At 64.8% G+C, this 25,434-nt stretch carries 27 protein-coding genes; 12 read left to right on the forward strand and 15 right to left on the reverse strand.

Annotated features, from left to right (window positions below):
* Positions 1-109 precede the first annotated feature (109 nt).
* The 3 genes from dacB to trmB all read right to left on the reverse strand — a co-directional run bounded on the left by dacB (position 110) and on the right by trmB (position 2,660).
* Positions 110-1,558: a D-alanyl-D-alanine carboxypeptidase/D-alanyl-D-alanine endopeptidase gene (dacB, locus tag IE125_RS17235; protein ID WP_189445920.1), complete on the reverse strand. Its 1,449-nt coding sequence runs from the start codon at positions 1,556-1,558 to the stop codon at positions 110-112.
* Positions 1,559-1,635: 77 nt separating this feature from the next.
* Entirely contained in the window at positions 1,636-1,965 is a 330-nt protein-coding gene (locus tag IE125_RS17240; protein WP_189445921.1) for a DMT family transporter, read from the reverse strand.
* Complete coding sequence (gene trmB, locus IE125_RS17245; RefSeq protein ID WP_189445922.1) at positions 1,962-2,660, reverse strand: tRNA (guanine(46)-N(7))-methyltransferase TrmB; 699 nt, start codon at positions 2,658-2,660, stop codon at positions 1,962-1,964. The genes IE125_RS17240 and trmB overlap by 4 nt, the downstream gene beginning before the upstream one ends.
* Before the next feature lie 408 nt (positions 2,661-3,068).
* On the opposite strand from trmB, the gene IE125_RS17250 reads away from it, so the two are divergent.
* From IE125_RS17250 to IE125_RS17280, 7 genes are all read left to right on the forward strand, one after another.
* Entirely contained in the window at positions 3,069-4,946 is a 1,878-nt protein-coding gene (locus tag IE125_RS17250) for a beta-ketoacyl synthase (protein ID WP_189446063.1), read from the forward strand.
* 63 nt (positions 4,947-5,009) lie between these two features.
* A complete protein-coding gene (coaD, locus tag IE125_RS17255; protein ID WP_189445923.1) occupies positions 5,010-5,507 on the forward strand; it encodes a pantetheine-phosphate adenylyltransferase in 498 nt (165 codons plus the stop codon).
* A 1-nt stretch (position 5,508) separates the two neighbouring features.
* Positions 5,509-5,757: a YfhL family 4Fe-4S dicluster ferredoxin gene (locus tag IE125_RS17260; RefSeq protein WP_189445924.1), complete on the forward strand. Its 249-nt coding sequence runs from the start codon at positions 5,509-5,511 to the stop codon at positions 5,755-5,757.
* 82 nt (positions 5,758-5,839) lie between these two features.
* Positions 5,840-7,177 (forward strand): MATE family efflux transporter, encoded by a 1,338-nt coding sequence (locus IE125_RS17265; RefSeq protein WP_189445925.1) that lies wholly within the window; start codon positions 5,840-5,842, stop codon positions 7,175-7,177.
* A gap of 85 nt (positions 7,178-7,262) precedes the next feature.
* Positions 7,263-8,576, forward strand: coding sequence for a short-chain fatty acid transporter (locus tag IE125_RS17270; protein ID WP_189445926.1), 1,314 nt, complete (start codon positions 7,263-7,265; stop codon positions 8,574-8,576).
* A gap of 115 nt (positions 8,577-8,691) precedes the next feature.
* Positions 8,692-9,234 carry an acyl-CoA thioesterase gene (locus IE125_RS17275; protein ID WP_189445927.1) on the forward strand — a complete coding sequence of 181 codons (543 nt, stop codon included), beginning with the start codon at positions 8,692-8,694 and terminating at the stop codon, positions 9,232-9,234.
* A gap of 38 nt (positions 9,235-9,272) precedes the next feature.
* Positions 9,273-10,373 carry an ion transporter gene (locus IE125_RS17280; RefSeq protein WP_229809183.1) on the forward strand — a complete coding sequence of 367 codons (1,101 nt, stop codon included), beginning with the start codon at positions 9,273-9,275 and terminating at the stop codon, positions 10,371-10,373.
* On the opposite strand, the gene IE125_RS17285 is transcribed toward IE125_RS17280, so the two are convergent.
* The 3 genes from IE125_RS17285 to IE125_RS17295 form a co-directional block, all read right to left on the reverse strand.
* Positions 10,370-10,912: a cytochrome b gene (locus IE125_RS17285; protein WP_189445928.1), complete on the reverse strand. Its 543-nt coding sequence runs from the start codon at positions 10,910-10,912 to the stop codon at positions 10,370-10,372. The genes IE125_RS17280 and IE125_RS17285 overlap by 4 nt on opposite strands.
* A 98-nt stretch (positions 10,913-11,010) precedes the next feature.
* Entirely contained in the window at positions 11,011-12,072 is a 1,062-nt protein-coding gene (locus IE125_RS17290) for a hypothetical protein (RefSeq protein WP_189445929.1), read from the reverse strand.
* Between the two features lie 169 nt (positions 12,073-12,241).
* The gene (locus IE125_RS17295; RefSeq protein WP_189445930.1) at positions 12,242-12,562 is read right to left on the reverse strand and encodes an I78 family peptidase inhibitor; all 321 of its coding nucleotides are present in this window, start codon (positions 12,560-12,562) and stop codon (positions 12,242-12,244) included.
* 213 nt (positions 12,563-12,775) lie between these two features.
* Here IE125_RS17295 and osmF point away from each other — a divergent pair, with 213 nt between their 5' ends.
* Genes osmF through IE125_RS17315 form a run of 4 tightly spaced genes read left to right on the forward strand, consistent with a single transcriptional unit; the run spans position 12,776 to position 16,795 of the window.
* Positions 12,776-13,702, forward strand: coding sequence for a glycine betaine ABC transporter substrate-binding protein OsmF (gene osmF, locus IE125_RS17300; protein WP_189445931.1), 927 nt, complete (start codon positions 12,776-12,778; stop codon positions 13,700-13,702).
* A gap of 9 nt (positions 13,703-13,711) precedes the next feature.
* Entirely contained in the window at positions 13,712-14,929 is a 1,218-nt protein-coding gene (locus tag IE125_RS17305; protein ID WP_189445932.1) for an ABC transporter permease, read from the forward strand.
* Positions 14,930-14,942: 13 nt separating this feature from the next.
* Positions 14,943-16,013 (forward strand): ABC transporter ATP-binding protein, encoded by a 1,071-nt coding sequence (locus tag IE125_RS17310; protein WP_189445933.1) that lies wholly within the window; start codon positions 14,943-14,945, stop codon positions 16,011-16,013.
* A complete protein-coding gene (locus tag IE125_RS17315; RefSeq protein WP_229809184.1) occupies positions 16,010-16,795 on the forward strand; it encodes an ABC transporter permease in 786 nt (261 codons plus the stop codon). The genes IE125_RS17310 and IE125_RS17315 overlap by 4 nt, the downstream gene beginning before the upstream one ends.
* Here IE125_RS17315 and IE125_RS17320 read toward each other — a convergent pair.
* The 5 genes from IE125_RS17320 to IE125_RS17340 form a co-directional block, all read right to left on the reverse strand.
* Positions 16,777-17,088 (reverse strand): MarR family transcriptional regulator, encoded by a 312-nt coding sequence (locus IE125_RS17320; RefSeq protein WP_189445934.1) that lies wholly within the window; start codon positions 17,086-17,088, stop codon positions 16,777-16,779. The two genes, IE125_RS17315 and IE125_RS17320, sit on opposite strands and share 19 nt — an antisense overlap.
* Positions 17,089-17,103: 15 nt before the next feature.
* Positions 17,104-19,446 carry an FdhF/YdeP family oxidoreductase gene (locus tag IE125_RS17325; RefSeq protein ID WP_189445935.1) on the reverse strand — a complete coding sequence of 781 codons (2,343 nt, stop codon included), beginning with the start codon at positions 19,444-19,446 and terminating at the stop codon, positions 17,104-17,106.
* Positions 19,447-19,596: 150 nt separating this feature from the next.
* Positions 19,597-20,448 carry a formate/nitrite transporter family protein gene (locus tag IE125_RS17330; RefSeq protein WP_189445936.1) on the reverse strand — a complete coding sequence of 284 codons (852 nt, stop codon included), beginning with the start codon at positions 20,446-20,448 and terminating at the stop codon, positions 19,597-19,599.
* Positions 20,449-20,598: 150 nt separating this feature from the next.
* The gene (gene fdhD, locus IE125_RS17335; RefSeq protein ID WP_189445937.1) at positions 20,599-21,384 is read right to left on the reverse strand and encodes a formate dehydrogenase accessory sulfurtransferase FdhD; all 786 of its coding nucleotides are present in this window, start codon (positions 21,382-21,384) and stop codon (positions 20,599-20,601) included.
* Between the two features lie 224 nt (positions 21,385-21,608).
* A complete protein-coding gene (locus IE125_RS17340) occupies positions 21,609-21,740 on the reverse strand; it encodes an entericidin A/B family lipoprotein (RefSeq protein ID WP_189445938.1) in 132 nt (43 codons plus the stop codon).
* A gap of 162 nt (positions 21,741-21,902) precedes the next feature.
* On the opposite strand from IE125_RS17340, the gene IE125_RS17345 reads away from it, so the two are divergent.
* Positions 21,903-22,322, forward strand: coding sequence for an HIT domain-containing protein (locus IE125_RS17345; protein ID WP_189445939.1), 420 nt, complete (start codon positions 21,903-21,905; stop codon positions 22,320-22,322).
* 111 nt (positions 22,323-22,433) lie between these two features.
* Here IE125_RS17345 and IE125_RS17350 read toward each other — a convergent pair whose 3' ends face one another.
* Genes IE125_RS17350 through IE125_RS17365 form a run of 4 tightly spaced genes read right to left on the reverse strand, consistent with a single transcriptional unit; the run spans position 22,434 to position 25,427 of the window.
* Positions 22,434-23,579, reverse strand: coding sequence for a nickel/cobalt transporter (locus IE125_RS17350; RefSeq protein WP_189445940.1), 1,146 nt, complete (start codon positions 23,577-23,579; stop codon positions 22,434-22,436).
* Positions 23,567-24,265 carry a DUF1007 family protein gene (locus IE125_RS17355; protein WP_229809185.1) on the reverse strand — a complete coding sequence of 233 codons (699 nt, stop codon included), beginning with the start codon at positions 24,263-24,265 and terminating at the stop codon, positions 23,567-23,569. The genes IE125_RS17350 and IE125_RS17355 overlap by 13 nt, the downstream gene beginning before the upstream one ends.
* A 32-nt stretch (positions 24,266-24,297) precedes the next feature.
* Positions 24,298-24,738 (reverse strand): hypothetical protein, encoded by a 441-nt coding sequence (locus tag IE125_RS17360; RefSeq protein ID WP_189445941.1) that lies wholly within the window; start codon positions 24,736-24,738, stop codon positions 24,298-24,300.
* Positions 24,735-25,427, reverse strand: a complete 693-nt coding sequence (locus IE125_RS17365; protein WP_189445942.1) for a hypothetical protein — start codon at positions 25,425-25,427, stop codon at positions 24,735-24,737. Before IE125_RS17365 ends, IE125_RS17360 begins: the two co-directional genes overlap by 4 nt.
* Positions 25,428-25,434 lie beyond the last annotated feature (7 nt).

Genomic DNA, 25,434 nt, shown 5'->3' on the forward strand with positions numbered 1-25,434 from the left:
AACGACCGCGACGCGTGAATAAGAAGATGGCGAGGATCGAGAGGACAATAGATTGCGCGAGCGGCCCGCGTCGCGCAATGCATCCGCCCCACGGACCGCTCGCCCAGGATCAGTGGTTCTCGATCATCGCCGTAACATCGTCGGCGATCAGCGGCAGTGTCTGGCGCCAGGAGAGATACGGCGTCGAGGCAGTGCCGTTGACCAGCACCGAGAAGCTGCCCCAGCGACCGCTTTCGGTGCGGAAGTAGCCAGCGATGGCGCGAACGGTCACCGGCTCGTTGAGTGTCCCCGTCTTGAGCATCACGTGATCCTGGAAGGTCTGACTGCCGCGGCGGATGAAGTGCATCGGGCCGTTGGTCGGCACCTGCATGCCCGCCACGAAGGTCGGAAATAGCGAGGCGCGGCCGTACATTGCCGCCAGCAGGGCGTTGACGTCCTGCGCCGAGACCCGGTTCTCCGGCGTCAGGCCACTGCCGCTGCGCAGTGTGACCGGCCCGGAACCCGACAGGCCCGCAGCGAACTGCTCGAGCACATGCCCCGCACTCGGCAGGCTCTGCTGGGAACCGGCGGTCAGGTCCATCGCCAGCGTATCGGCCATGAAGTTATTCGAATAATTGAGCGTGCGCAGCAGCAGCTCCTGCAGCGGTTTGCCCTCCACCGCCGCCAGCGGCTTGGCGCTGATCGGCGGCGGCTGCTGACTGACCGTGTAGCCGCCGCCGATCTGGATGCCGGCCTGCGAGAGCAGCGAGTAGAGTGTCTGCCCCGTCTGATCCGCCGGATTGGAGCTCGACTTGTAGACCGGGCGCGGATAGGTACCGGCGGGAATCTGGCCGCTGACGCGCAGCGTATCGCCGCTGCTATCGGTCACGCGCTTGGCGTAGAGACTGGCCGCCTGCCCCGCAGCGACGGTCTTGACGTCGTTGTCGATCCGCAGGGTCGGCGCCACCGTGTCGCAGCTGGTGATATGCGCCGGCTGACCGACCTGGGCCGGCATCACCGTGGCGCACCAGCTGGCGTAGTTGACCGCCGCCGAGGAGAGCAGCGCCCCATAGGCGTTGGTGCCCTCGGTCTGCGTCTTGCAGCGATCGGTGGTTTCGCAGCCGACCGGGCCGAAGCGCCACTGGCTGACGACCAGCTGCCCGTCGATGCGATGAATGCCGCGCTCGCGCAGTTTCTGGATCAAGAGCCACAGCTCTTCGGAGGTCAGCGCCGGGTCACCGCCGCCATCGAGCACCAGATCGCCGTGCAGCACGCCGTCGCTGCCGACATCGCCAGTAGAAACCAGGCGCGTGGTGAAGCGGTGCTGCGGGCCCCAGCGGTCGAGCGATGCGGCAGCCGTGTAGAGTTTGGTCACCGATGCCGGCGACAGCGGCTGGGTCGGGTTGAGCGCGCCCAGCACGTCGCCGCTATCCAGGAGCCGGGCCTGGGCGCTGATCACGAAGCCCTTGTCGGCCAGTTTGGCGACGTGATCGAAGCCGGCCGCCTGGGCAGCGAAGGAGAGACAGGTAAGAGAGAGAACGGAGGTAACCAGACAACTTCGAATCAACCATCGCCGCATGATGACTTTCTCGCGCCAGAGATCGGGATTGAAAAACAGGAGAAACGACCACGCGCAGCGTATCAATCAATTCAGTCTCAGTGCGACGAGATGCGTGAGAAAATTTGAATGACGCCAACGCCGGCGATGATCAGTCCCATGCCCAGCAGTGCCGGAAAATCGGGTTTCTCGCCGTAAACGAAGATACCGATCAGCGTGACCAGCACGATGCCGAGCCCGGCCCATATCGCATAGGTGATGCCGACCGGTAGCGTGCGCAGCACCAGCGACAGCGCATAGAACGAAAAGGCATACCCCAGCACGACGATGACACTGGGCAGCGGCCGCGAGAACCCGGCAGAAGCCTTGAGCGAAGTCGTCGCGATCACCTCCGCCAGGATGGCGAGCGCCAGCAGGAGATAACTCATGGCCGCGCCCCCGCCATGTGGGCGTCGAAGCGCCCCGCTCCCAGGTCCACTTCCAGCCACCACAGCGTCTGTCCGCTCTCGACGTATTTCTGCTCGAAGGGCGTCAGGAACTCACCGGCCGGGTCGAACTCGCGCGGTGCTGGCCGATGCCCCGTCAGCAGCTCGACGGCCATCGCGAATTCCGAGACGTAGATCGACCAGTTGGAGCGCAGTTCGAGCCGCCCTCCCAGCGCCAGCACGGTCGGGAAAACCGGGTGCCCGTGCCAGCGACGCTTGAGCTGCGTGCTCTTGGGATAAGGATTGGGGTACAGCAGATAGTGGCGCGCCGGCCGCCAATCGGCCTCTCGCGCCAGTCGCCAGAAGTCGACCAGATCCGCTCGCACCAGCAGCGCATTGTCGCCAATCGCGCCGTGATCTCGCGACAGTCGCTTTTCGCTGCGGTCGACACCGATGACGGCGTGGTCGGGAAAGCGCTGGGCCAATCGCCGCGTCGACAGCCCGACACCGCAACCGGCATCCAGGATCAGCGGTCGATGCTGGTCCGCCAGCCAGCGCTCGGCCTGCGCGAAGGCGAGTCGGGTATGTTCGGCGGATGGCCGACGCCACTCCCCGTCACGCGCCCGCAGAACGCGACGCTCGAGATCCTGGTGCGGGCCGAGCTGCGAAGAGGAGATGGTGCGCGAGGCTGCTTGCATGGTGGTCCACGATCGAGGTGAAGAGAGGATGAGTGGCGTCGAGATTGGCGATCGTCATCGACGCCCTCGCCCCGGCGACAGAGCCGCGCATTGTAGCATCCGAGGCCAGCCTGCTCTCCGGCGCCCGAACTCCGACCTGAGCCATGACCTGAGCCTGTAGCTGCGCCGCGGCATGACGCCGCGTGCGCGCAGGTGTATCATCCGAGCCCACATTCAGCCAATCCTGGCAATACGGCCTTCGATGGCATGCGCGAGCGACGTTGCCCGTCGGCGCGACGTCGGCGACTCTGCGCCTCCCGGCCCGAGAGGCCCTTTCATCGCAGTCGCGCCATCCCCATGTCATCAGGCATCGATTGCCCCAATGTTCACGAGGGACGTGGCTTGTCACATTTACCGGTAATCGTCGGTATGGGCGGCATCAACGCCGCCGGTAGAAGCTCAGGGCACCGCGGCTATCGCCGCACGATTCTCGACGTGCTGCCCGATACGGAGCAGACCCGGACACTGGTCGCGCTGGCCGCGCTGATGCAGCTGGTCAACCGGGACGAAACCGGCCAGTGGCGCGACGCCGACGGCACGCGGCTCGGCGAGCGGGAGATCGTCGAGCGCTATCGCGAGCGCATACTCGCGCATACCCTGATCCGGCGTATCGAAGACGACGCTTTTCAGCAGGCCGGCATCCCCGGCAACCGCGAGCTGACGATGACGCTCGAGGCGCCGCTGCGCTTCACGACATCGCGCCGCCAGCTGCCGCAACCGCTGCCGCCCGGCTGGGAAGTCCACGAGCAAGACCGTCACAGCGTCGAGGTCAGCGTACCCGCCGGCGATCTTCACGCGCTGCTGCCGGAGCATCGTCAGGCGCAGGTTCGCGCTGCCGGCCAACTGCCCCAGGGCTTTGCGCCGGACACCTTCTACCGCAGCGTGCATCATCCGCGCGGGCTGTCGATGGCGATCTTCGGTGTCAGTGACTGCCTCGGCCAGAGCGGACTCGATTGGGAGGCACTGCGCGACCGTCTCGACCCGGACGCCATCGCCGTCTACGCCGGCAACTCCATCGGCCAGCTCGATGACGCCGGCTGGGGCGGCATGCTCAAGAGCTACGTTTCCGGCAATCGGGTGACCTCCAAGCAGATGCCGCTGGGCTACGGCCAGATGCCGGCCGATTTTCTCAACGCCTACGTGCTCGGCAGCGTCGGGGCGACCGGCGCGATCCAGGGTGCCTGTGCCACCTTCCTCTACAACCTGCGCCTCGGCGTCGAGGAGATCCGCCAGGGCCGCCGCCGCGTGGTCATGGTCGGCACCAGCGACGCCCCGATCACGCCCGAGATCATCGAAGGTTTCCGCGCCATGAGCGCGCTGGCCGACGACCAGAGCCTGATGGCGCTCGACGCTCTCGAGCTGCTCACCGACGCCGACTACCAGCGCGCCTGCCGCCCGTTCGCACGCAACTGCGGCTTCACCATCGCCGAAGCCTCGCAGTTCGTGCTGCTGATGGACGATTCGCTGGCGCTCGAGACCGGTGCGCAGATTCTCGGCTCGGTGCCGGAGATCCACGTCAACGCCGACGGCTGGAAGCGCTCCATCTCGGCGCCCGGCATCGGCAACTACATCACGCTCGGTAAATCGGTCGCGTTGGCACGTTCGATTCTGGGCGACGAAAGCGTGCGCCACCGCACCTATCTTCACGCCCACGGCACCAGCACGCCGAAGAATCGCACCACCGAGTCGCATATCTTCGACCAGATCGCCCGTGCCAACGGCATCGAGAACTGGCCGGTCGCCGCGATCAAGGCCTTCATCGGCCACTCGCAGGGCAGCGCCGCCGGCGATCAGATGGCCAGCGCGCTGGGCACGTTCGCCCACGGCTGGGTGCCCGGTATCCCCACGCTGGATGCGATTGCCGACGACGTCTACGCCGAACGTCTACGCTTCTTTCGCGAACCGCTCGAGTTCGGCGCCGACGCCACCTTCGTCAACGCCAAGGGGTTCGGTGGCAACAACGCCACCGGCCTCGTGCTATCGCCCGCGGTGACCGAGCGTTTGCTGGTCAAGCGTCACGGTCAGCGCGCCGTGGACGACTGGCGTCATCGACGCGAGCAGACGTTGGCAGCCGCCGAGCGCTACGAGGCCAAGGCGGATGCGGGCCATTTCGAGGTGATCTACCGCTTCGGAGAGGGCGTGCTGGAGGGCCCGGAACTCACGATCGGCGCAGACGCGATCGAGATCCCCGGCTACGCCAGCCCGGTCTCGCTGAAAACGGACAACCCCTTTGGTACGCTCGATTGATTGGCCGCCGCGAAGCCCGTGGCGGGAAGCCCGCGGGCGCGGAATGAACAGGGAGCGCATGGCATGAACACGGTCGTCTACCCCGGCACTTTCGATCCGATCACGAACGGGCATCGCGATCTGATCCAACGCGCCGCGCGGATCTTCGACAAAGTGGTGATCGCCGTCGCTGAAAGTCCGCGCAAGCAGCCCGCGCTCTCGCTGGCCACACGCGAGTCGCTGGCGCGGGAGGTCGTCGCCGAGTGGCCCAACGTCGAGGTGATCGGCTTCGACGGCCTGCTGACGCAGCTGCTCGAGCGGCTCGATGCGCGGATCATTCTGCGCGGTCTGCGCGCGGTCTCCGACTTCGAGTACGAGATGCAGCTTGCCAACATGAATCGCGCTCAGGCGCCGGACATCGAAACGCTGTTCCTGACGCCGGAGATCGAGAACTCCTATATTTCCTCGACCATCGTGCGCGAGATCGCGCGCCTCGGCGGGGACGTCTCGAAACATGTATCGCCCTGCGTCGTCGACGCACTGCGCGAGCGATTTACCGTGAACGCCACGGGAGGAGAGTGACATGGCGCTGATGATCACCGACGAATGCATCAACTGCGATGTGTGCGAGCCGGAGTGCCCCAACGATGCCATCTCGCCGGGCGAGGAGATCTACGTCATCGACCCCGCGCGCTGCACCGAGTGCGTCGGCCACTTCGACGAGCCGCAGTGCCAGCAGGTCTGCCCGGTCGACTGCATTCCGCTCGACCCGGAGCGCGAGGAGACCCAGGATCAGCTGATGGAGAAGTACAAGATCATCACGGCGGCTTGAGGCGTCTGCGGTCATCGTCTAGACGACACTGACCTTTACCCACCGCACCGTCTCAATCGCCCCATCCAATCCAAGGAACGCCGTGGCCAGCCCGCCAACTGCCCGCTATACCACTCGCCATATCTGGACGCTGGCCTGGCCGATCATCCTGTCGAACATCACCGTGCCGCTGCTGGGTCTGGTCGACACCGCAGTGGTCGGGCATCTCCCGGATTCGCGTTACCTGGCCGCGGTGACACTGGGTGCAACGCTCTTCAGCTTTCTCTACTGGGGCTTCGGTTTTCTGCGCATGGGCACGACCGGTCTCACGTCGCAAGCGGTCGGGCGCGAGGACGACAGCGACGTCCGCCAGCTATTGGCGCAGTCGCTGGTGATGGCGGGTGTCATCGGCGCGCTATTGATCCTTTTCTCGACACCGTTGATCGATTTCGGCCTGTGGCTTCTGGACGGTAGTAAGGAGGCGATGTCGCTGGCCGCCAGCTACGCCCATATCCGCATCTTCTCCGCACCGGCCGTGCTGGCCAACTACGCCATCCTTGGCTGGTTCATCGGCCAGCAGAAGACGCGCATCACGCTGGCGATTCTGCTGCTGACCAACGGCGTCAACATCGCGCTCGATCTCCTGTTCGTCGCCGGTTTCGGCATGGCGAGCGACGGCGTCGCCTGGGCCTCGCTGATCGCCGACTATAGCGCGCTCGCCTTCGGACTCTGGCGCGTCGCCGTGCACTGCGGTCATCTCGGCGGCCGGCTCGATCGCGCCGCGCTCAAGGCATGGTCTCACTACGCGGCGCTGATCGGCGTCAATCAGCATCTGTTCGTGCGTACGCTCGGGCTGCTCTTCGCCCAGGCGTTCTTTACCGCGCAGGGCGCCAACTTCGGCGACACCGTGCTGGCCGCCAACGCGGTGCTGCTGCAGTTCATCATGCTGACCTCGTTCGCGCTCGACGGCTTCGCCAATGCCGCCGAGGCGCTGACCGGGCGCGCCGTCGGCAAGCGACACTGGGACGACTTCGGCGATGCCGTACGGGCCGCCGGCAAGCTCTCGCTGCTGGTTGCCGGTGCCGCCATGCTGCTGTTCGCCCTCGGCGGCAACGCGCTGATCGCTCAGCTCACCGATCTGCCCGAGGTGCGCGCGACCGCCGCCGACTATCTGCCGTGGATGATCGCGATGCCCGCGCTGGCCGTCTGGAGCTATCTGCTCGATGGTGTCTTCATCGGCGCCACCGCCAGTCGCGCCATGCGCGATACCGTCTGGCTCGCCATCGCCTGCTACCTGCCCGCCTGGTGGTTGACGCAGAGCTTCGGCAACCACGGCCTGTGGTTCTCCTTCCTGCTCTTTACCTTCGTGCGCTCCGCTTCGCTCGGCGCCTGCTATGTCCACTATCGACGAACGCGGTGGCGCGCAGGCGTCGCCGCCTGAGCTACCGCTCGACCAAGGTTGACTGCTGGGCGCTCGAGGGATGCGCTAGGCTCGCGCTGAGTCCTTCAGAACAAGAGCCCACGCGATGCTGCTACGAATCTCCCGCCCGGCGGTCAAGCTGGTCGAGCGCTATTTGCCCGACCCCTATATTTTCGTGCTGCTGCTGACGATCATCGCGGCGCTCGCTGCCATGGGCTTCGAGCAGCAGTCGCCGTTGGCCGTCATGCGCTACTGGGGCGACGGCTTCTGGGGGCTGCTCTCGTTCTCGATGCAGATGCTGATGGTGCTGGTCAGCGGCTTCATGCTGGCCAGTTCGCCGCCGGTCAAGCGTCTGCTCGACGCTCTGGCGGGGCTCGCTCACTCGGCCGGCGGGGCGATCGTGCTGGTCACGCTGGTGTCGCTGGCCGCCAGCTGGATCAATTGGGGCTTCGGCCTGGTCATCGGCGCACTCTTTGCCAAGGCGCTGGCTCGGCGCATTCGCGTCGATTATCGGCTGCTGATCGCCAGTGCCTACTCGGGGTTCGTGGTCTGGCACGGCGGCCTGGCCGGCTCGATTCCGCTGACGATCGCCACGCCGGGCCACTTCAGCGAAGCGCAGATCGGCATCATCCCGACTTCGCAGACGATCTTCTCGGCCTACAACCTGATCATCGTCATCGCGCTATTCGTGATCATGCCGCTGGTCAACCGCTGGATGCTGCCGTCGGATGGCGAAAGTATCTTCGTGCGGGCCGAACAGCTCGCGGAACCCGAGGAAGCCGAGGCCCCCACGCACACGCGCCCCGCTGACCGGCTGGAGAACAGCACGTTGCTCTCCTGGTTTGTCGGCGTGCCGGGGCTGCTCTATCTGGTTCATGACTTCGGCTTTGCCGGCGGCGGGCTCAACCTTAACAGCGTCAACTTCCTGTTCCTGATGCTCGCCATTGTGCTCCATCGCACGCCTCGTAGCCTGCTCACGAGCCTCAACGAGGCAATCAAGGGTGGCGCCGGTATCGTGATTCAGTTTCCCTTCTATGCCGGCATCATGGGCATCATGATGCAGTCGGGACTGGCCCAGTCGCTCTCCGAGTGGTTCGTCACCATCGCCAACGCCGACACGCTGCCGTTCTGGTCGTTCATCAGCGCCGGCGTCGTCAATCTGTTCGTGCCCTCTGGCGGCGGTCAGTGGGCGGTGCAGGCGCCGGTCATGCTGCCGGCGGCGCAGGCACTCGGCGCCGATGTCTCGCGCGTTGCCATGGGCGTTGCCTGGGGCGATGCGTGGACCAATCTGCTGCAGCCGTTCTGGGCGCTGCCGGTGCTTGCCATCGCCGGCCTGAATGCCAAGGACATCATGGGCTTCTGTCTGGTTCAGCTGGTCGTTACCGGGGTCGTGATCGGGCTGGGTCTGACGCTGCTGTAGATGCCAGGCTATCGACCCGATCAATGGGCAGCGGTCGACAAACGTGGTACATCTGCACCCAGAGCCGATCTGACTGCATCGGCTTACCTGACTCGACCTGCTTCAAAGAAAAACGATGCCAGATGAGGACTCCGTGATAGCCGACGACCTGCCACGACAGCATGAGCTGTCGATGACCGTCTTGATGACCCCCGACATGGCCAATTTCAGTGGCAAGGTGCACGGGGGCGCCATTCTCAAAAAGCTCGATGAGGTGGCCTACGCCTGTGCCAGCCGCTATGCCGGCAGCTACGTCGTGACACTGTCGGTGGACCAGGTACTGTTCAAGCAGCCAATCCACGTCGGTGAGCTGGTCACCTTCCTGGCCATGATCAACCACGTCGGACGGTCGTCGATGGAGGTCGGTATCAAGGTGCTGGCGGAGTCGATCCAGGGTCACGTGATCCGCCATACCAACAGCTGCTATCTGACGATGGTGGCGGTGGACAGCGACGGCAAACCAGTCTCGGTGCCGCCGCTGGAATTGAAGACCCCGCTGCAGAAGCTACGCTTCGAGAAGGCCGCGCTGCGCAAGAAGCTGCGCAAGCAGGAAGCCGAGGAAGAGCGCCACGCCATGGCCGAGCATCTCAAGGCGTATCCCTCCGAACGCCTGGACTAGCGACCGTCTCATAACCCTTCGCCGAACAAGGATGTTCGATGTCAGCCCCCAGTACCCGCACTCCCATTCCCAACCGCGCCGGCGAGCGCCTGCTGGTCGCCTGGGATGTGGCGATCGTGGTCCTGGTAGCGATCAATCTCGGCCTGTTGCTGTTCGACAGCCTCTACCTGATTCCGCCGCTGAACAGCGCCTTCCACGCCATCGCGCCCGACCTGCACGATCTCTACGACCGCACGATTCGTGCCAACTTCTTCGAGATCGATCTCTGCTTCGTCGGCATCTTCATGCTCGATGTGCTGCTGGGCTGGATCATCGCCATCGTCCAGCGCCGCTACGTGCGCTGGTTCTTCTACCCCTTCGTGCACTGGTACGACGTGCTCGGCTGCATTCCGCTGGCCGGCTTCCGCTGGCTGCGCGTGCTGCGCGTGATCTCGCTGATGATTCGCCTGCAGCGGCTGGGTGTGATCGACGTGACCCACTGGTGGCTCTACCGTTTCTACCGAACCTACTACGGTGTCCTGATGGAGGAGCTTTCCGACCGCGTCGCGGTCAAGCTCTTGAGCGACCTGCAGGACGAAGTTCGCCACAGCGACCATCTGACCCAACGTATCTCGCAGGAGGTGATCCAGCCGCGCAAGCAGGCGCTGGTCGACGAGGTCGCAGCGAGGCTGGAGCGCACCATCGACAAGAGCTATGCGGAAAATCACCAGCAGGTGCATCGCTACGTTGCCGCGCTGGTGTCGCGCACGCTGGAGGAAAACGCGGAGCTCAAGCGGCTGAGGCGGCTGCCGATGGGCGACAGCGTGGCGGAGAGCCTGGAGCGCAGCTTCAGCAACATCGCCAGTCGCGTGGTCCACGAGGCGATCGATGGGCTGCGCTCACCGCAGTTCCATTCGCTGCTGGCCGACCTCGTCGGCAGCGGCATCGATGCCTGGCTGCGGGTCGACAAGACGACCGACAAGGTCACCCAGCAGGTGCTGATCGACATGCTGGGCCTGCTCAAGGAGCAGGTCGCCGTACAGCGCTGGAAGAGCGAGCTGGATACGGCCCATGGCACGGCTGCCGGGGTGGATAGCCAGAAAACCCCGGTCAGCGCAGGCGAGCCCGGCACCGGCAGCACCACGAAAGCACCTCGCTAGCGCGGATCCTCGCGGCCGACCATGCGCCGTAGCGTGCCGTCGCGGCGGCCGAAGTGATGGTGTAATGCCATGGCAATGTGGCCCACGATGAGTGCACTCAATACCCACGCCACCGGGCCGTGCCAGGCATGGAAAGCACTGGCCCAAGCGACGTCGGCTCCCTGCGGCAGCAGCATCGTGCCAAACGCCTTGACGCCATAGCCGCCGCCCCAGCTCATCAGCACGCCGGAGAGCGGCATCAGCACAAGCAGAACGTACATCGCCACGTGGCCCGCCACCGCCAGCCGTCCCTGCGTTCCCTCGTGGCTGGGGCGACGCCGAATCTGGGTCAACGCCCACAGTACCCGCGCGACGATCAGGATCAGTAGCGTCACACCCAGCGTCTTGTGCCAGGGTGCGAGCAGCGAATAGATCGCATTGCCCTGCCCCAGTAACGTGGTAGAGAACATGCCGGCCAACTGGATCAGCAGCAGTACGGCAATCAGCCAGTGCAGCGTCCGCGTCACGACACCGTAGACCCGAGGGGAATCCTTCAACATCGCCTGCCTCCTTGCGTGGTCGAAAAAGGAATGGCGGCAAGCTCGACCATCGAGCCCCGCTCATAGGCGACTACGCGGGGTCCGGCGTCCTGGACGCATCAGGGCCTGGGCGTGAGGCGCATCAGCGTATAAGGCGCCTCGCAGGCGTCGCGTCGGTCGCGCTCATCGATCGACCCGAGCGACATGTCGCGGTCGTTGTCATAGGCGACGAAGACCCGCGTCGCGTCGAGGACCGCCAGGCCTTCGGCCTTATGCTCGAACTCCAGCGCATCGCCGTGAGCGTTTTCGACAATCGATGGCACCTGATCCGCATGAAAGTCGGCGAGCGGCATCGACCAGAGATAGCCGCCGATCTGCTCACCGTGATTGGTGTCGACCTCGAAGCTCGCCATCAGATAGAGGCGTTCATTGAACGGGTCGTACTCCAAACTCGAGAGACCGCAGACGTGCCGCACGCCGTCGTAATTACCCGGTGAAAACCGGTAGCGCTCCTCGAGCTTGTCGACGAAGGTCAGATTGCCGCTGTCGGTAACGCGGTAGTGAGCGCCGACGACGCGGCAGACATACTCGAAATTCTCATGATCCTGGCCCTGCTCGCGCACGCCGAACAGCAGCAGACCATCGCTCGGCGTCGCCAGATCCGGCTGCGACGGCACGGCCGCCAGGCCTTCGATCTTGTAGTAGGGCAGACCGATCGCCTCGTCGAGCTTGCGCCGGAGTTCCAGCGAGCCCTCGACGCCATCCCGCGGGTCGGGATCGACCACCTGAACCCGATCGGGTTCGCCGATCGGCCAGATCAGCAGATGATTGTAGGCATTGAGATCGTGACTCTCGCCATCGATGCGATCGAAACCGGTCGTCGCCAGAATATGGCTGCCATCGGCGGTCAAGGCGAAATCCTCGTACTTGATCGCACGCTTGATGGCCGCTGCCGTCAGGAATGTCAGACTCTCCGGAACCGGCTTGCCGTTTTCGAGCGCCACCGCGAACGCCGCGGAGCGCGATTCGCCCGGAATCGGTTTGTCACTGGCCAATATCAGGCGCTCGCCGTCGAACACCGCCGCCGACACCTCGACGTTGACCGGCGAGCCGTCGTCATAGGTCAACCCGGGTTCGAAGCAGGTCAAGGTCCCTTCGTCGATCACTTCCGCACGCAGCATGTCGCACTCCTTTGCACTGGAACCGTTTCAGGAAACGCCTGATTCAGCGTTTGAAAGCGGTTTGAAAAGCACGCTGATCGCCGCGGCCGCGCATCAGCGTGAACGACGAAGGCCGGCATCGAGCCGGCCTTCTGGATAGCCTGGTTGCCGCCGGCCGCTATCGGGGAGATCAACCGCAGGTGATGTCGGTGATCCGGTTCTGGTCGTCGACCTTGATGTCGAGACGGTCGGCGCGGTAATCCATGGTGTAACCCTTGCCGGGCTCCATGACCCGGATGCTGCCGGCGCGCGAACGATCCTCGATCCAGGTGCGGGTCTCGTCGTCGAGAATCTGCCCGGTGATGCTGCCGACTGCCTGGGCGCCGCAGCTGTCCTCCGGGGCATTCTTGATGCTCGGCGGCGGCGGTGGCGCCTCGTCCGGTGCGGGCGCCGTACTGCACCCCGCCAACAGCAGACCGCTTACGATCAATGCCGCTCCTGTCCCTTTCATGCGCTTCTCCTCGAATGCGTGGATCTTGACGTTCCAAGCCTAGCAGCTCGGCGCCTCGTTGGGCACGAGCGCCAGCGTCGAACCGACATCGCGCCGGCTGGTGGAGTCATGCCACGGCCGCTAGACTGATTCGACAGGGAACGCGTCCGTGTTCGCAGTCACGCTCACTCGTCGATACGACCGAGCCAAGACATAACGCAAAGGAAAGCCGCCATGCGCCACTCGCTCATTGCCAGTCTGATCACCGCCGTCACGCTCGCCACCGGGGCGGGGCAGGCGCTGGCCCAATCCGATCAGAGCCCCATCCGGGTCGGCTCGAAGATCGACACGGAAGGATCGCTCCTCGGCAACATGATCGTCGACGTGCTCGAGAATGCCGGACTGCCGGTCGACAGCAAGCTTCAGCTCGGCCCGACCAACATCGTGCGGCAGGCCTTGCTCTCGGGCGATATCGACCTCTACCCCGAGTACACGGGCAACGGGGCGTTCTTCACCGATACCACCGACGACCCGGCATGGAAGAGCGCCGAGGATGGCTACGCCAAGATCCGCGAAGCCGACAAGGCCAACGACCTTGCCTGGCTGACGCCGGCACCGGCGAACAATACCTGGGCGATCGCCGTGCGCCAGGACGTCGCCGATGACAATGATCTCGCCAGCATGGCTGACTTCGGCCATTGGGTCAGCGATGGCGGCGACGTCAAGCTCGCGGCCTCCGCCGAGTTCGTCGAGAGCGACGCGGCACTGCCGAGCTTCCAGCGCGCCTATGACTTCACGCTCAGCGAAGATCAGCTGCTGGTGCTTTCCGGCGGCAATACGGCCGCCACGATTCGCGCTGCAGCGGCCGGGACGAGCGGCACCAACGCCGCCATGGTCTACGGCACCGACGGCGCCATCGCCGCCGCCGGTCTCAAGGTCATGGATGATCCGAAGGGCGTGCAGATGGTCTATGCACCGGCGCCGGTCGTACGCCAGAGCGTGCTGGACGCACACCCCGAGATCGCCGATCTGCTGGCCCCGGTATTCGAGTCGCTCGATCGCGAGACGCTGCAGACGCTCAATGGCAAGATCCAGGTCGACGGCCTGCCGGCGGACCAGGTCGCCCATGACTATCTCACCCAGCAGGGCCTGCTGGACTAGCGCCCGGTGATGTCGAAGGTCGATACCCGCAGCGATCGGGCGCTGCGAACCTCGTCGCGCCCGATCGTCGGTAATCGCGTGCTGCTGACGCTGCTGATCATCGCCCTGGCGAGCGTGGCGTTTCTGCCCTTCGCGACGCTTTCGCCCAATCGGCTGGTTTCCGGCCAGGCAGTCATGCTCTGGCAGGCTTGTCGGCCCTGGCAATGGATCGCGCTGGCGGCGCTGGGCGCGCTTCTGCTGGTATCAGCCGCCGGCCGCCCATTGGCGGCGCGCCCTGCATGCCGGGTTGCGCTGCTGACGAGCCTGCCGCTCATCGCGCTATTGCTCATCTCGCTGGGTGACTATGCGCATCGGGCCCTGAGCGACGCTTCCCCGGCCGCCCGGGTCTCCCAGAGCGCCAGTTTCTGGGTTTTGCTGTTCGTGGGGGCGCTGGTCGCGGTCGATGCGCTGCAGCGACTGCGGCTTGGCCTGGTGCCTCGTCTGGGGTTCGCGCTCGTTGCCGTGGTGCTGGTCGCGGTCTGTCTCGCCAGCGACCTGCTCAGCGGGCTCTCGATCATGCGCGAGTTCGCCAATCAGCGCGCCAACTTCCTCGACCAGCTCGTCCGGCATCTGGTGCTCGTCGCTGGCGCGCTGATTCCAGCCCTGCTCGTCGGGCTTCCGCTCGGCCTTCTCGCAAGGCGCCGCGAGGCATGGCGCAGTGGGCTTTTCAGCGTTCTCAACGTATTTCAGACGCTGCCATCGATCGCCGTCTTCGGTTTACTGATTGCGCCACTGGCCGCCCTCGCGCGTGCCGTTCCCTGGCTCGCTGAGCTGGGTATCGGCGGTATCGGGCTGGCGCCGGCGATCATCGCACTGGTGATCTATTCGCTGCTGCCGATCGTGCGCAACACCTACGCGGGGCTGGCCGGCGTGCCTGCCGGCACACTCGAGGCCGCCCGCGGCATGGGCATGACGCCCACCCAGATTCTATGGCGCGTGGAGGTTCCTCTGGCGCTACCCGTGATCCTCTCGGGGCTGCGTATCGTCACGGTGCAGGCGATCGGCCTGGCCGTCGTTGCGGCCTTGATCGGTGCCGGCGGATTCGGGGCTTTCATCTTTCAGGGCCTCGGTCAGTATGCGATCGATCTCGTGCTGCTCGGTGCGATTCCCACCATCGTGATGGCGGTCATCGCCGACTTCATCCTGCAGATTCTGGTCAGCCTCAGCCGGCCGGCGGGCACTCGATAAGGAGCCATCAGCCATGATCGAACTCAAGGGACTGACCAAGCGCTACGCCGGCAAGAGCGTGGTCGACGATATCTCGCTGACGCTCGAGGACGGCGAATTCGGCGTATTGATCGGCCCCTCGGGCTGCGGCAAGTCGACCACGCTGAAGATGATCAACCGGCTGATTCCGGCCAGTGGAGGTCAAATTCTGCTTAACGGGGACGATGTGGCCGATCTGCCCGTGGAGCAGCTCAGGCGGCGCATCGGCTACGCGATTCAGTCGACCGGGCTGTTTCCCCACTGGGACGTGGCGCGCAACATCGCCACCGTACCGCAGCTGTTGAAGTGGCCGAAGTCGCGCATCGACGACCGTGTCGACGAGCTGATGGCGCTGTTTCACCTCGACCCGGCCGAGTTTCGCGGCAAGTATCCGCATCAGCTATCCGGTGGCCAGGCTCAGCGGGTCGGCGTGGCGAGAGCGCTGGCCGCGGATCCTGAGGTGCTGCTGATGGACGAGCCCTTCGGCGCCGTCGACCCGTTGACCCGCGAAGTGCTTCAAGCCGAAATGAAGCGCGTACACCAGCAGACCGGCAAGACCATCGTCTTCGTGACCCATGACATGGACGAGGCGCTGTCGCTCGCCACCCGCATCGCGCTGCTCAATCAGGGCCGGCTGGTGCAGTACGACCGCCCCATCGAACTGATGGTCGAACCGGCCGACGATTTCGTGCGTGAATTCATCGGCCAGGCTGATCTGGGGCTCAAACTGCTGTCCCGACGCTGGGTGCATCAGTATCAGCGCGAGGCTCGACTGCAGCAGACCGAAACGCTCGACTCGCTGCACGCGCACGGCTGGCTGATCGACGATCAGGGGCGTCCTTCCGCGCTCGCTGGCGCGCGTCTGGATGACGCCGACGCCATCACCCGCGTCAAGCCGGAGTGGATCGCCACGCCGGAGATGAGCATGAAGGAAGCGCTGTCGCGCATGGTCTGGTATCGCGTGATGGTATTGCCGGTGGTGGATGATGCCGGCAAGTTGATCGGCGAAGTCGGCATGCAGGGCGTCATGGGCATGCAAGACGAACCCGAGGGGGCGCTTTCATGAACGCGCCGGTTGCCTCATCCCATCGTGCGTCTCGACTGACCCAGGTGCGCGCCCGCGCGAGCGGCAATCTCGTCCTAGGGGGTCTGATCATTGTGCTGGTGGCGCTGACGCTTGGCATGGGCGCGCTGGAACCGCTCTTCCACGCGCTTTTCCCAGAGTTACGCAACCCGCTCTACGCGCGAGACAGCTTTCTCAACCTGATGCTCGCGCATATCGGGCTGGTACTGGTGTCGTCGCTGATCTCGGTGACCATCGGCATCGCCGCCGGGCTCTTCGTGACGCGCCCGGTCGGCCGCGAGTTCGAACCCATGGTCTCTTCGCTCGCCGCCATCGGGCAGACATTTCCCCCCGCCGCCGTACTCGCGATCGCCGTGCCGCTGGCCGGTTTCGGCTTCGCCCCGACGATCATCGCCCTGTCGCTCTACGGCCTGCTGCCGGTCATCCAGAACACCATCGCCGGTCTCGGCACCGTGCCGCAGACAACGCTGGAAGCCGCCCGCGGCAACGGCATGAGCCGCACGCAGATTCTGATGCGCGTGGAACTACCGCTCGCCATGCGCGTGATCATCGCCGGCATCCGTGTCTCGGTGATCATCAATATCGGCACCGCCACCATCGGCTCCACCGTCGGCGCCAAGAGTCTCGGTACCCCGTTGATCGCCGGCCTCGTCGGCAACAACCTCGCCTACGTGATTCAGGGCGCACTACTGGTCGGCCTGCTCGCCATCGTCACCGATCTGCTGTTCGAACGCCTGGAGCGGCGCTACTCGTTCGGGGGGTGAGTACCGCGCGAGCGCAGCCGCAGCGCCGGGCTGGCGCCGCCGTTTGGGGCGGTGGCGATGAGGTTCAGCGCTTCGAGTTCGGTAGCGGCGCGACGCACCAGGGCATGCTCGACGCCGAGCCTGCGTGACAGCGCAGCCGTGGTGACGCCGTTGCGCTCGGCGTTTTCTTCGTAGGAAGCATCCGCATGGCGAACCGCCAGCAGCACCAGGGCTGCCAGCGGGTCGAGTTCGGGATGTCGGGCCTGCAACGCCTCGAGCTGGCGCTGCAGTTCACGCTGGTCGGCGGATTCCATTAACGCCTCTCGCGCTCACGCCAGTCGCGTACTGGCCTGAAGCTTGACCGCGATCGACTTGGACGCCGGCGTATGACTGAAATCGCCCTTGTGATCGAGCGGGATCAGGGGGTTGGTTTCCGGATAGTAGGCCGCCGCACAGCCCTGAGGCGTGTCGTAGGCGACGATCTTGAAACCGTCGACGCGGCGCGTCACGCCGTCCTCGGACTCCCCGATCAGATCCACCCACTGCCCGGCCTCGAAGCCCAACCGGGCGATATCGTCCTGGTTGAGGAAGATCACCTGACGGCCATTCTCGATGCCGCGATAGCGGTCATTGTAGCCGTAGACAGTCGTGTTGTACTGATCGTGCGAGCGCATGGTCTGCAGCGTCAGCCAGCCGTCGCGCGCGGCGAGCCGCTGGTGCATCACTTCCTCGGGTAGCTCGGTATCGGAAAATTCCGCCTTGCCGCTGGCCGTCGGGAAGCGCAGCTCGTACGCCGGGTTGACCAGCCAGAAACCGCGCGGCTTGCGCACGCGCTGGTTGAAGTCGACGAAGCCGGGGATGACGTCGGCGATATGGTCGCGGATCACGTCGTAATCCTCGCGCATCGCAGCCCAGTCCACCAAGTCGCTCGCCAGCGGATCGTCGGCGAAAAGCCGCTCGGCGATGCCGGTGAGAATGCTGATCTCGGAGCGTAGGGATTTGTCCGCCGGCTTGTTGATGCCGGCCGAGCCGTGAACCATGCTCATCGAATCCTCGACCGTGATCAGCTGCGACTTGCCGGCTGCGTTACGGTCGATCTCGCTGCGCCCGAGGCATGGCAGGATCAGCGCCTGGTCACCGGTAATCAGGTGGCTGCGATTGAGCTTGGTGCTGATGAAGGCCGTCAGTCGGCAGTTGGCCATCGCCCGCTCTGTGACGACGCTATCGGAGATGGCACGCGTGAAGTTACCGGCGAGCCCGATGAAGACCTTGCCCGGTGCGTCGCGCATCGCTTCGACCGCGGCGACGGAGTCGACACCGAACTCCCGTGGCATCGGCCGGCCGTATCTCTTCTCGAGCGCGTCGAGGAGCGCCTTCGAGGGTTTCTCGAAGATGCCCATGGTGCGATCGCCCTGGACGTTGGAGTGACCTCGCACCGGTGAAGTGCCGGCACCGGGCTTGCCCAGGTTGCCGCGCAGCATCAACAGGTTGACGATCTCGCGAATCGTCGCCACCGAGTGCTTGTGCTGGGTAATCCCCATCGCCCAGCAGGCGATGCTCGCCTTGGAGCGGGCGTAGAGCTCGGCCGCTTCCTCCATCTCGCGTTTCGATAACCCCGACTGCGCCTCGAGCGACGCCCATTCGGTCGCCTCGACGCGTGCACGATAGGCGTCCAGATGCACCGTGTGCTCGGCCATGAAGGCGTGGTCGAGCACGTCCTCGCCGGCGGCGTCACGCTCGAACAGCGCCTTCGCCATGCCACGCACCACGGCCATGTCGCCACCAAGTTTGGGCCGGAAGTAATGCGAGCTGATGCGGTGGCTGCCGTTGTGCAACATCTCGAAGGGCTTCTGCGGATCGGCGAACTTCTCCAGACCGCGCTCCTTGAGCGTATTGAACGTGACGATGTTGGCCCCGCGCTCCGCCGCCTCACGCAGCACGCCGAGCATTCGTGGGTGGTTGGTGCCCGGGTTCTGGCCGAAAACGAAAATCGCTTCCGCCTTCTCGAAATCCTCGAGCCGCGCACTGCCCTTGCCGATGCCAAGCGCTGCGTTGAGCGCGACGCCGCTGGCCTCGTGGCACATGTTGGAGCAGTCGGGCAGGTTGTTGGTGCCGTAGAGTCGCGCCAGCAGCTGGAAGACGTAGGCGGACTCGTTGCCCGCCTTGCCGGAGGTATAGAAGATGCCGTCGTCCGGCGTCGGCAGCGCCTTGAGCTCGGCGGCGATCAGGTCCAGCGCGGCTTCCCAGGCGATCGGTTCGTAGTGATCGGTCTCGGCGTTGTAGCGCATCGGTTCGACCAGCCGCCCCTGATCCTCGAGGCGATAGTCGTCCCAGGTCTTGAGTTCGCTGACGCTGTGCCTGGCGAAGAAGTCCCGCGTCACGCGTTTGGCCGTCGCTTCCCACGTCACCGCCTTGACGCCGTTTTCGCAGAATTCGAATGAAGAGCCATGTTCCGGGTCGCCCCAGGCGCAGCCCGGGCAGTCGAAACCATCCGGCTGGTTGAGCTTGAACAGGGAGCGCGCGTTGAGCGCCGGCGAGCGACTGTGCAACAGGTGCTTGCCTACGGACATCAGCGCCCCCCAGCCACCGGCGGGGTTGTGATACTCGAACACCTTGGGGTCGTGCTCAGCGCTCGGCGTGATCGCCTGCGGTTCTTGGCTGGACTGGGACATGGCTCTACTTCTCCCGAATAATGAAGTCACGACGGCCGGATCGCTGATCTGAGCACCGATCCGGCCGTCGTCATCAATAAAAAATCGATCAAATAGCACCGTGAATCAAGCCGGGTGAATCAGGTCCCGGTGATTCTGGCACCTGTCGACTCAGGCCGTTTCGGCAGCGCGCGACTCGCTGGCGGCAACGCTGGCCTCTCCTTGGGAAGCCTTCGCCTGTGCGACAGCGGCTGTCGCCGCCGCCGGGCGATAGGCGAGATGATAAGCGAGACCGACGAACAGCGCGCCGCCGACGGCATTGCCCAGGAACACGGCAATGAAATTGGGCAGGTATTCACCCCAGGTCACTGCACCGGCGAAAATCGCGGCGGGAACCACGAACATGTTGGCGACGACGTGCTGAAAACCGATCGCCACGAACGCCATGACCGGAAACCAGATACCGAAGATCTTGCCGGCCACGTCCTTGCTCGCGTAACCAAGCCATACAGCCAGACAGACGAGCCAGTTGCAGCCGATCGCGGAGACGAACGCGTGACCGAAGTCGGCAGCGACCTTGTGCTGAGCGACCGAGACCGTCGTGGCCAGAAAATCCCCTTCGGTCAGGCCGAGATAGTGTCCGAAGAAATACGCGACCGCCACGCTACCGACGAAGTTGGCGACGGTGATCAACACCCAGTTGCGCACGAGAGCGGCAACCCCGATCTGACGCGAAAATAGCGCCATGGGCAGGGTCATCATGTTCCCGGTCAGGAGCTCGCCGCCGGCGATCAGCGTCAGCACCAGCCCGATCGGGAACACCGAGGCGCCAATGAAGGTACGCAGGCCGCCCCACTCGGCCGGCATGGTGCCGGTCACTCGAATGTCGAGCAGAAAGCCGATGGCGATGAAGGCCCCGGCCAGAAATCCGAGCACCAGCAGCGGGATCAACGGGATCTGGGTTTTCTTGAAGCCGGCCGAGACCGCTTGAAGCGCGGTTTCCTGAGGTGAATTGAAAGACATGGGAGCCTCTTGGGCGGTCGATATGTGAGAAAAGGTTACCCGACTGCGTCAGGTTGTCGCAGTTTACCACGCCAGTTAACTATTCGCGTGATCAACAATTCGTTGGATAACCTATCTGTACAGGCGCAATTCCACCGTTCCAGCGAACGCTCAAGCGTCGCCGCGGCTGAGCAGCTCCAGGCGTCGACCACGGTGACAGTTGATCAGCGTCAGATTGCAGCTCCGCGCGACCTCGACGGCCAGTCGCGATGGATAGGAGAGCGTCGCCAGCGCCGGGACGCCAGCGCGCACGCTTTTCTGCACGAGTTCCAGGCTGCAACGGCTGGAGGTCAAAATCAGGGACGGCATCTCGCTGCGCGCCAGATGTTGACCAATGACCTTGTCTAACGCGTTGTGGCGTCCGATATCCCGACCGACCGCCATGACCTGGCCCTGCACATCGAGGCTCAGCGCCAGATGCATGCCCGCCGCCGCTTCGTCATCGAGCGCTCGCAATCCACTTGCCAGCACGACGGGTGACGGCAGCGCGACAGACGGCAGACGCGTCAGGCCAAACAGCAGCTGCGACTCTTCCTGCACGCCGCAGGCGCCGCAGCCGCTGGTGGACAATGTCGCGCGCGATTGGCCCGCAGCTCGACGCGCGATGCGCGCAGACACCTCGAGGCGCACCCGGAACCCGTGGCGACTGCGTTCGACCTGGATCGCCTCGACCTCTTCGCGTCGGTCGATCAGCCCTTCGCTGTGGGCGAAGCCAATCGCGAGATAATCGAGCTGGTCCGGCGTCGCCAGCAGAGTGGCATAGGCCGTATCGTTGAAGACCAGCGAGATCGGGCTCTCCACAGGCCCGGGCAGGTCGTTCAGACCTCGGGAACTGGCATCGTCGAAAGAGACGGCGTCGATCGAATCGTGGCGCTTCTGTTGGGAGGGCTCGGGCACCGTGTCGCTCCTGCCTTCAGGGGGAAAGTCACGATAGCACGGTCATGATCTCGATCAGCAGAGGTCGATCAGCAACGTGGCAACGCTTGGCCCCCACCAGACGCGGGGATTGGCCGCGACGGCACTGGTGATGGTCGAGAGACAGCGGGAAGCAAACGAGAGAAAGAGGCAGGAAAAAGCGGGAGTCCAGGGATGCCCGATCCGGGTGGACCGGGCACTCGAGATCAGCTGGCGGCGTCCTGCACGGCTTCGCCACCGTCTTCGATATCCTGACCTGCGCCGTCGACGGTGTTGCAGCCCGTCAGGATACCGGCACCCAGCAGCGCGAGCAGAGAGAGTGCAATCAGACGTTTCATGGCGTCGTTCTCCTTAACGTTAGGGAATCGGCAACTCGAGTTTGCCGCGGCCATTATTATTGGCCTTTCATCAACATAGCAGAGCGTGGCAAAAATGCCTCGCTCGACGCAAAGCGCCTGCGAACCTTACAGTAGCGCTTTCCGACCCGCTCAGGAGATCCCATGTCGACCTTCACTCTCGATGCCCGCCTGGCGCAGGACAGCCTGCATATCGCTGACCTGCCGCTGTGTCAGGTGCGACTGAGCCGCGATGCGCGCTATCCCTGGGCCATTCTGATTCCACGATGCGCCGACACCGTCGAAATCTACGATCTTTCGACGGACGATCAGGCAACGCTCTGGCGCGAAGCTTCGCGTCTGGGTGAGGCCATGATGCAGCATTTCGAGGGCGACAAGCTGAACATCGCGAGTCTGGGCAACCTGGTAGCGCAGTTTCATCTGCACGTCATCGTACGCTTCGCTGGCGACGCTGCCTGGCCGGGGCCGGTATGGGGCCAGGGCGAGGCCGAACGCTATACGGAAAAGGGCTTGTCCGAACGCCGCGACGAGATCGCCGCACTCGTGGCCGCGCTGCAGCTCTGAAGCCGCGTATCACTCCCATCATCGAGCCCGTCAGCTCACACTCGGCGACTCGATTACGGCGCGCGCTTCATTCCGCGGCCCGAACCCGCCGCGCTAGCCACCCAGCACACGCTATCCACCCAGCGGCCCGAGGCCCCCGCTTTTAGCGGACGGGCTGGGTGGTGTGCCCAGCATCGGCGGTGCACTGCTGCCGCCTTGCTGCCACTGAGCGGCCGTCAATGACAATCCGAATGCGAGAATCAGCGTGCCGCCCAGCAGCCCGATCCACCCCTGCCATACATGTGGCCGCTTGGCCGGTTTGAGGTGGCGCTTGACCCAATCCCGTGCGAACACGCTCAACAGCGCGAGCGACGAGACGGTCAGCGACGTGCCCAGCGACATCGCCAGTACCGCGACCACACCCTTGCCGAACTGATCGAGCAGCGCGGCGGCGCCGAGCAGCAGCACGGCACCGCTGCAAGGCCGGATGCCGATCGACAGCACCGTGATCAGTGCCACGCGCCAGTCGCTCGCGGTGTGCGGATCGATGTGGTGATCGTGCCCGCAGCCGCAGCCCGTCCCATGGGCATGGTGAGGCGTTTCGGCGCGACTCGGTGCGAGCGGGCGGACGGGAGACGGCGAAAAAGAGATCGATGCGGCCGCTGTCGAGCGAGCCATCGGGGTCAGCGTCGAGCCGGCGTTGGCCGTGAATGGCACCGCCGCACTGCCCTGCCCTTCGGTAGATGCCGAGCTTGCCTGCGGCAGACGCTCGAGTACGTAAAGGCGCCTCAGCGATCGTACGCAGAGCCAGAGCCCCACCAACGAGACGACGACAAAACTGACCAGCTCGGCCTGGTCGATACTGCCCATCGCCTGTCGCGTCAGCCAGCCGAGGCCGAAGACGAGCACGCTGATGATCGCGATCGCCATCACGCCCTGGAGCAGAGAGGCCAGCACGGACAGCCCCAGAGCGCGTCGCCAGGCGCCGCCCTGAGAGGCCAGATAGGTGCTCAATACCACCTTGCCGTGTCCCGGCCCGGCGGCATGAAAAACGCCGTAGCCGAAACTGACGCCCAGCAGGACACCCCAGGTGGTCAAGGTCGGCGCTTGGTGCAGCGCGGTCATCGCCTCGACCAGCTCCCGGTAGAGCTTCCCCTGCCACAGCACGACCTGAACGGAAAACTGCTGCCACCAGCCCAGTCGATAGACCAGGGCTGCCAGCGCGACGACGGCGGCCAGCGGTACCCAGAAAGCAGGCCTGGCTATCACCCGGAACACGTGATCTCTCCCGTCTCGGCGAAAAATCGGCCGATATTGGGCTCGGTCTGCTGGGTCGCGTCGATCATCGAAGCTTCCATCACTTTTTCCGGATCGGGCTTGGCCTTGACGATGTCGGTGGTGCAGCCGGCCGGTGCGTCCGCCATCGTCAGCGCATCCGGCAGCGGCTGCGAGCCGTCGGCGTTGGCCTCATGCAGCATCTCGATGTAATAAGTCGCGTCATAGACCCGGTAGCGCAAGGTATGACCGGCCATCGGCTGGGCGTGCGCGAGCGGCAGCACGAAGCTGAACACCAGGCGCTCGTCACGATATTCGGTATTGGTGTCGGTGACTTTGCCCTGAGCCACCGGCTGTCCGTCGAGGGTGATGTGGGTGAGGTTGTTCTCCTTGGCAAGGTTGTCACGAATCTCGACACCCAGAGCGTCGAGACGCTGCGCCATGGTGGAACCATCCTTGACGCTCGCCATATCCTCCATCACCACCTGACTGTAGAACGGGTCCATGCGCCAGCGCTGACGCAGCGCGGTCAGCTCGCCCCGATCGTCAAATATCCCTTCCACGCTGACATCGACCCAGCCGTGGGGGTGCGCCAGCGCCGCGCTCGGCAGGCCTAGCATCAGCAAGACGGGCAGTACCGGCAGCAGACGCCCGGCAAGCCGTCGTCGTGAAGACAGCGCGAAATCCATGAAGACGTCCATAAAAGAGGCGAAAGCAGGCATCAAGGCAGGGTGCTCAAACGTTGCTGGACATCGATGAACAGCGGGTCGAGAGACTCGGCGCCGAGCGGTTGTCCGCCGCGACGACCGCTCAGGGTCAGATAGGTCGAGCCGGGCTGGATCACACCCACCGGCCGTGGGCCGCCGCTGGTCACTTCGGCGTGGATCTCATAACCGGAGCGGGACGCAAGCACGGCGTCGATCTGGCCGAGATCGCCATCGCCATGGCGGATGACGAAGCCGCGTTCGGCCAGCATGGAAAGCGTCGCCTTGAGCGTCTGCTCGGCGTTGGCCTCGACGGCGATGCTGCGCGGCTCGGCCTGCGGTACCACCGCACAGCCGGTCAGCGTCAGCGACAACAGAAGACCCGCAGTGGCCACAGGCGAACGCACCAGCCTCTTCAGGCATTTGCCCAGACGGCAGAAACGATCGGTCATGCTCATGGTGTGAGCCCTCCGCCGGCGCCCTGGCTCGGATTCAGTCGCGATTCGATCCCCTGCTTGAGCTGCTGACAAAAAGAGGGTTGGTTCCAGGAACGGGCATCGATCAGATACCCGTTGTAGTCGACCACGACGGAATCCCGATCGACCAGCGTCGTCGCGTCCGGCGTGACCACGGAGACACGTTCTATCTGGATCGGATCGGTGTTGTAGCCCCCGCCGAAGCCCTGGATCACGCCGAGCGAATAGCCATGATGGCCGCCAAGGCCGAACCCGCCCCAGAAACCGCTGCGTCCGAATGGGCGATCCACCGCGCCCAGGCCGGGCTGCGCCGTCTTGCGCTCTGCGCTGACGAGCCCGAGTTTGGCATCGGTATCGAGAATCGCGTAGCCCTGACTCTCCAGCGCGTCACGCGTTGCGCGCAGGCGATCGAGCGTCTCGCCCGTTGCCGGCCAACGGCAAGCCGCAGGCAGCGCGTTACCGCCGGCAGGATCGACCGGCCCCGGCGCGGAGATCGACTGGCAGCCGCCGAGAACCAGCGACGCCAGGAGCGCGGCGACGATGCCGAACGTCTTCATCACGGCTGCCCCTGGGCTCCAGACCCGATTGGCGCCCATGTCCCGCTTCTCGTCTCGGATCATGAAGAAAGCCTCGCTCGTACCACGATGCGTCACCGAATGGGCGTTCAGCATGCCAGCA

The organism is Salinicola rhizosphaerae (assembly GCF_014652715.1).
In the GTDB taxonomy this organism is placed as follows: Bacteria; Pseudomonadota; Gammaproteobacteria; order Pseudomonadales; family Halomonadaceae; genus Salinicola; species Salinicola rhizosphaerae.